This window comes from Arenimonas sp., from assembly GCF_041913985.1.
Classification (GTDB): domain Bacteria; phylum Pseudomonadota; class Gammaproteobacteria; order Xanthomonadales; family Xanthomonadaceae; genus Arenimonas.
Genome location: NZ_JAYSEG010000026.1, coordinates 35113 through 41474 on the forward strand (window position 1 = coordinate 35113; position 6362 = coordinate 41474).

The 6362-nt window shown below is 69.6% G+C and carries 6 protein-coding genes; 5 read left to right on the forward strand and 1 reads right to left on the reverse strand.

Annotated elements, in window-relative coordinates; all coding sequences use genetic code 11:
• The first annotated feature begins 88 nt into the window (after nt 1–88).
• Nucleotides 89–2092, forward strand: a complete 2004-nt coding sequence (gene tkt / locus ACE3Q2_RS09790) for a transketolase (protein ID WP_231696782.1) — start codon at nt 89–91, stop codon at nt 2090–2092.
• A gap of 21 nt (nt 2093–2113) precedes the next feature.
• Here tkt and ACE3Q2_RS09795 read toward each other — a convergent pair whose 3' ends face one another.
• Nucleotides 2114–2425: a metalloregulator ArsR/SmtB family transcription factor gene (locus tag ACE3Q2_RS09795; protein ID WP_231696781.1), complete on the reverse strand. Its 312-nt coding sequence runs from the start codon at nt 2423–2425 to the stop codon at nt 2114–2116.
• Between the two features lie 97 nt (nt 2426–2522).
• Between ACE3Q2_RS09795 and ACE3Q2_RS09800 the strand changes: the two genes are divergently transcribed.
• The 4 genes from ACE3Q2_RS09800 to ACE3Q2_RS09815 form a co-directional block, all read left to right on the forward strand.
• The gene (locus tag ACE3Q2_RS09800) at nt 2523–3794 is read left to right on the forward strand and encodes an FAD-dependent oxidoreductase (RefSeq protein ID WP_231696780.1); all 1272 of its coding nucleotides are present in this window, start codon (nt 2523–2525) and stop codon (nt 3792–3794) included.
• A gap of 17 nt (nt 3795–3811) precedes the next feature.
• Entirely contained in the window at nt 3812–4015 is a 204-nt protein-coding gene (locus tag ACE3Q2_RS09805; RefSeq protein ID WP_231696779.1) for a DUF2892 domain-containing protein, read from the forward strand.
• 9 nt (nt 4016–4024) lie between these two features.
• Complete coding sequence (locus tag ACE3Q2_RS09810; protein WP_231696778.1) at nt 4025–5092, forward strand: efflux RND transporter periplasmic adaptor subunit; 1068 nt, start codon at nt 4025–4027, stop codon at nt 5090–5092.
• Nucleotides 5085–6362, forward strand: a 1278-nt coding sequence (locus tag ACE3Q2_RS09815; protein ID WP_374473879.1) for an efflux RND transporter permease subunit, incomplete at its 3' end; no start/stop codon positions are given. The genes ACE3Q2_RS09810 and ACE3Q2_RS09815, both read left to right, overlap by 8 nt.

The following is a 6362-nucleotide window of genomic DNA, read 5'->3' on the forward strand; positions in this document are numbered from 1 at the left end:
CCGGCGCCCGCAAGGGCGACAGCGGGCGCCGGACCGGCGACAATAGCGCCCCGTCGGCCCGGCCCCGGGCCCCGTTCTGGACGCCCTCATGACGACGCCTTCCCGCCGCGACCTCGCCAACGCCATCCGCTTCCTGGCCATTGACGCCGTCGAGGCCGCCAAGTCCGGCCATCCCGGCATGCCCATGGGCATGGCCGACATCGCCGAGGTGCTCTGGAACGACTTCCTGAGCCACAACCCGAACAACCCCAGGTGGTTCAACCGCGACCGCTTCGTGCTGTCGAACGGCCACGGCTCGATGCTGATCTACGCCCTGCTGCACCTCTCGGGCTACGACCTGCCGATGGAGCAGCTGCGCCGCTTCCGCCAGCTGCACAGCAAGACCGCCGGCCACCCCGAATACGGCCACACCCCGGGCGTCGAAACCACCACCGGCCCGCTGGGCCAGGGCCTGGCCAACGCCGTGGGTATGGCGCTGGCCGAGCGCCTGCTGGCACAGCGCTTCAACCGCCCCGAGTTCAACGTCGTCGACCACCACACCTGGGTGTTCCTGGGCGACGGCTGCCTGATGGAAGGCGTGTCGCACGAGGCCGCCTCGCTGGCCGGCACCTGGGGCTTGGGCAAGCTCATCGCCTTCTGGGACGACAACCACATCTCGATCGACGGCGACACCGCCGGCTGGTTCACCGACGACACCCCGGCGCGCTTCGAGGCCTACGGCTGGCAGGTGATCCGCAACGTGGACGGCCACGACCCGCAGGAAATCATCCAGGCCATCAAGACCGCGCAGGCCGAAACCGGCAAGCCGACCCTGATCTGCTGCCGCACCACCATCGGCTTCGGCTCGCCGGGCAAGGCCGGCAAGGAATCGAGCCATGGCGCCCCGCTGGGCAAGGACGAAGTGGCCGCCACCCGCGAGGCCCTGGGCTGGCCGCACGCGCCCTTCGAAATCCCCGCGGCCATCGCCGACGGCTGGCGCGCCGGCAACGCCGGCCTGGTGCGGGAGGAGCAGTGGAACCGCCTGTTCGACGCCTACGCCAAGGCCTACCCGGAGCTGGCCGCCGAACTGGTGCGCCGCTCCCACGGCGAACTGCCGGAAGGCTTCGCCGACGCCGCCCGCGCCTATGCCGCGAAGCTGCAGCTCGAGGGCCCCGTGGTCGCCTCGCGCAAGGCCTCTCAGATGGCCCTCGACGCCTTCGGCCCGCTCTTGCCGGAGCTGGTGGGCGGCTCGGCCGACCTGGCGCACTCCAACCTCACGCTCTGGAAGGGCAGCAAGTCGGTCACCACCAACGACGCCAGCGCCAACTACGTGCACTTCGGCGTGCGCGAGTTCGGCATGAGCGCCATCTGCAACGGCATTGCCCTGCACGGCGGCTTCATTCCCTACGACGCCACCTTCCTGGTGTTTTCCGACTACTCGCGCAACGCGCTGCGCATGTCGGCGCTGATCCCGACCCGCACGATCCACGTGTTCACCCACGACTCGATCGGCCTGGGCGAGGACGGCCCCACCCACCAGCCGGTCGAGCACCTGGCCTCGCTGCGCTATATCCCGAACAACGACGTGTGGCGCCCCTGCGACGCGGTCGAGTCGGCGGTGTGCTGGCAGGCGGCCATCGAACGCACCGACGGCCCCAGCTGCCTGGTGTTCAGCCGCCAGAACCTGGCGCACCAGCCGCGCACCGCGCAGCAGGTGGCCGACATCGCCCGCGGCGGCTACGTGCTGTCCGACCCGGGCGAGGGCACCTTCGACGTGGTGCTGCTCGCCACCGGCTCCGAGGTGGAGCTGGCGATGGAAGCCATGCGCCGCCTGGCGGGCGAGGGCATCCGCGCCCGCGTGGTGTCCATGCCCTGCGCCGAAGTGTTCGCGCGCCAGCCGCTGGAGTGGCGCGAGGGCGTGCTGCCGTCCTGGTGCCGCAAGCGCGTGGCGGTGGAAGCGGGCGTCACCGGCTACTGGCGCCAGTTCACCGGCCTGGACGGCGCCGTGGTCGGCATCGACCAGTTCGGCGCCTCGGCGCCGGCCGACCAGCTGTACAAGCACTTCGGCATCACCGTCGAGGCGGTGGTGGACGCGGCGAAAGCGCTGCGCTGATCCGCCCCGGAAGCCCCGGGATCAGGCGGTCCCGGGCACGCACAGGTTGCGGTGCAGCGCCTCGATGACGTCGTGCACCGTGCCGTCGGCCACGGAATAGAACACCGCCTGCGCTTCGCGCCGCGTGTTCACCAGCCCCTTGTCGCGCAGCACCGCCAGGTGCTGCGACAGCGCCGACTGGCTCAGCGGCACCAGGGCGTTGATCTCGCCCACCGACATTTCCCGTTCGATCAACAGGCACAGCACCCGCAGGCGCTGCGGGTTGGCCATGGCCTTGAGCAGCTCGGCTGCGGCTTCGGACTGGGTTTCCATCTGTCGTGCGGGGGTGGCCATGGGGGGTGTCCAGGTTGATGTTGACATTATGCCAGAAAGCTAATTAAGCTACAACTAAATTAGCAGTGCCGGATATTCCGGCCACCGGGAGGACGTGATGGCCAACATCGTGGTTCTGGGCGCAGGCATCGGCGGCATGAGCGCCGCGTATGAAATCCGCGCCGAAATCGGCAAGGAGCATCGCGTCACCGTGGTCGGCGACGGCGATCTCTTCAGCTTCACCCCGTCCAACCCCTGGGTGGCGGTGGGCTGGCGAAAGCCCAAGGACATCCAGATCGGCGTCCGGCCGCACCTCGCCAAGAAGGGCATCGAGTTCGAAAACGCGGGCGCCGCCGAAGTGCTGCCCGCCGAGAACCGCATCCGCCTGCGCGACGGCCGCGACCTGGCCTACGACTACCTCGTCATCGCCACCGGCCCGCGGCTGGCCTTCGACGAGGTGCCTGGCCTCGGCCCCGAGGGCGGCTTCACCCAGTCGATCTGCACCACCGGCCACGCGCAGACGGCCTGGGAAGCCTACGAGGCCTTCCTGAAGGACCCGGGTCCCATCGTCGTTGGCGCCGCTGCCGGTGCCAGTTGCTTCGGCCCGGCCTACGAATTCGCCATGATCCTCGACGCCGACCTGCGCAAGCGCAAGCTGCGCGACCGCGTGCCGATCACCTACGTCAGCCCCGAGCCCTACGTCGGGCACATGGGCCTGGGCGGCGTGGGCGATTCCAAGGGCCTGCTGGAATCGGAATTCCGCCAGCGCCACATCAAGTGGATCACCAACGCGAAGATCAGCAAGGTCGAAGCGGGCCTGATGCACGTGGCGGAGATGGACGCGCACGGCCAGCCGCTGGCCAGCCACGAGCTGCCCTTCAAGTATTCGATGGTGCTGCCGGCCTTCACCGGCGTCGACGCGGTTCGCTCGGCCAAGGAAATGTGCAACCCGCGCGGTTTCGTGCTGATCGACGCGCACCAGCGCAACACGAAGTACCCGAACATCTATTCGGCCGGCGTCTGCGTGGCCATCCCGCCTGTCGAACCCACGCCGGTCGCCACCGGCGCGCCCAAGACCGGCTTCATGATCGAGTCCATGGTCACCGCCATCGCCCATAACATCGCGGCCGACCTGGCCGGCAAGCCGGCGGAGACAAAGGCCACCTGGAACGCCATCTGCCTGGCCGACATGGGCGACACCGGCGCGGCTTTCGTTGCAATCCCGCAGAACCCGCCGCGCAACGTCACCTGGGCCAAGATGGGCAAGTGGGTGCACCTCGCCAAGGTGGCTTTCGAAAAGTATTTCCTGCTCAAGATGAAGTCCGGCAACACCGAGCCCGTGTACGAGAAGTACGTGCTCAAGCTGCTGGGCATCGGCAAGCTCAAGTAAACCTACGGAGAAAGACCATGAACCTCGACCGTGCCGTGATGGCCTTCGCCGGCGTGATGATCCTGCTCAGCGCCGCCCTCGTGTATTTCGTCTCGCCCTGGTGGCTGCTGTTCACCGCCTTCATCGGCCTGAACCTCATCCAGTCGTCCTTCACCGGCTTCTGCCCGGCGGCGATCGTGTTCCGCAAGCTCGGCTTCGGTGCCGGCTGCGCCTTCAAGTGAGGTAAGCGCATGTCCCCGTCGTCCCGCGTCCTGCTTCCCGCCGTGCTCGCCACGTTCCTGCTGGCGGCCTGCGGCGGCGAAACGCCCGTGCCCGCCACCGCGCCGCCGGTCTCCTTCGAGACCCTGGTGGTCGAGCCGCGCAGCTCCGCGCGCGAGCGCAGCTGGGACGGCGTGGTCGAGGCAGTGAACCAGGCCACGCTGTCGGCGCAGACCGCCGGCCGCGTGCTGGAACTGCCCTTCGACGTGAACGACTACGTCGAGGCGGGGCAGGTGGTCGTGCGCTTCACCGACGTCGAGCAGGTCTCGGCGCAGCGCCGTGCCTCGGCCGCGCTCAACGCCGCCCAGGCGGACTACACCGAGGCGGAGTCTGCCTTCCGCCGCACCGAGGAACTGGTGGCCAAGCAGCTGCTCGCCAAGGCCGCGCTCGACCAGGCCCGGGCCCGCCGCGACGCCGCCCGCGCCTCGCTCGAAGCCGCCCGGGCCGGCGTCAGCGCCGCCGGCGAGCAGGTCGATTACACCGTCATCCGCTCGCCGTACTCCGGCATCCTGGTCGAACGCCACGTGGAAGTGGGTGAGTCGGTGCAGCCGGGGCAGCCGCTGATCTCGGGCCTGTCGCTGCAGAAGCTGCGCCTGGCCGTCGAAGTGCCGCAGAGCGACATCGCCGCCATCCGCCAGTACGCCGAGGCCACGGTCATCCTTCCCGGCGGCGGCCGCGTCGACGCCGACAAGGTCATCGTCTTCCCCTACGCCGACCCGAACACGCACAGTTTCAAGATCCGCGTCGAACTGCCCGAGGTCGAAACCGGCCTGCAGCCCGGCATGACGGTGAAGGTGGCCTTCAAGACGGGCGAAGCCGAGAACCTCTGGATCCCGACCTCGGCGCTGGTGACGCGCAGCGAGGTGACCGCGGTCTACGTGGTCGGCGCCGACAACCGCGTGTCGCTGCGCCAGGTGCGCCTGGGCCACCGCCGCGAGGGCGAGGTGGAAGTGCTGGCCGGCCTGGCCAAGGGCGACCGCATCGCCGCCGACCCGCTGGCGGCGCTGGCCCACCTGGCGGGGGAATCCAACGATGGCTGAGCCGCGCTTCGGCCTCTCCGGGCGCCTCGCGCGCGCCTTCCAGGCCAATCCGCTGACGCCGGTGCTGGCCGTGGCGGGCCTGCTGCTGGGCCTGTTCGCCACGATGATCACGCCGCGCGAGGAAGAGCCGCAGATCGACGTGACGATGGCCAACATCATCGTGCCGTTCCCCGGCGCGCCCGCCGAGGACGTGGAGAACCTGGTCAGCGTGCCGCTGGAGCAGGTGCTGTCCGAGATCGAGGGCGTCAAGCACGTCTACTCGATCAGTCGCGCGGGTTCATCGCTGATCACCGTGGAATTCGCCGTCGGCGTGCCGCGCCAGGACGCCCTGGTGCGCCTGTACAACCAGGTCTATTCGAACGCCGACTGGGCGCCGCCGGGCCTCGGCGTGGGCCAGCCGCTGGTGCGGCCGATGGGCATCGACGACGTGCCGGTGATGGCGGTGACGCTGTGGACCGACGACCCCGCGCGCGGCGGCGTCGAACTTGCCGAGGTCGCGCACACGCTCGAATCCGAACTCAAGCGCGTGCCCGGTACGCGCGACGTCTACACCCTCGGTGCGCCCGAGCGCGCGGTGGTGGTGGAGCTCGACGCCACCCGCCTGGCCAGCTACGGCATGACCGCCGACGACCTGGCCGGCGCCCTCGGCGCCGCCAACGTGGTCACCCAGGCCGGCGACCGCGTCACCGCCGCCGGCGTGAGCCCGCTCACCGCCGGCCGCTACCTCGCCGACGCGCAGGAAGTGGCCGGGCTGGTGATCGGCCTGCAGGGTGGCCGCCCGCTTTACCTGGCCGACGTGGCCGAGATCCGCCGCGGCGCCGACCTGCCCACGCAGTACGCCTGGTACACCGCGCCGGAAGGCCGCGTGCGCCCGGACGGCGGCGTCGCGCCCGCGGTGACGATCGCCATCGCCAAGAAGCCGGGCTCGAACGCGGCCGACATCACCACCGCGATTGCCGGGCGCCTCGAAGGCCTCAAGGCCACCGTCATCCCCGAGGGCATCCACGCCACCATCACCCGCGACTACGGCTACACCGCCAACGACAAGGCGATGAAGCTGATCCAGAAGCTGGTCTTCGCCACCCTTTCGGTGGTGCTGCTGGTGCTGTTCACGCTCGGCTGGCGCGAGGCCATCGTGGTCGGCAGTGCCGTCATCCTCACCCTGGCCATCACGCTGTTCGCCTCGTGGGCGATGGGCTTCACCATCAACCGCGTGTCGCTGTTCGCGCTGATCTTCTCCATCGGCATCCTGGTGGACGACGCCATCGTG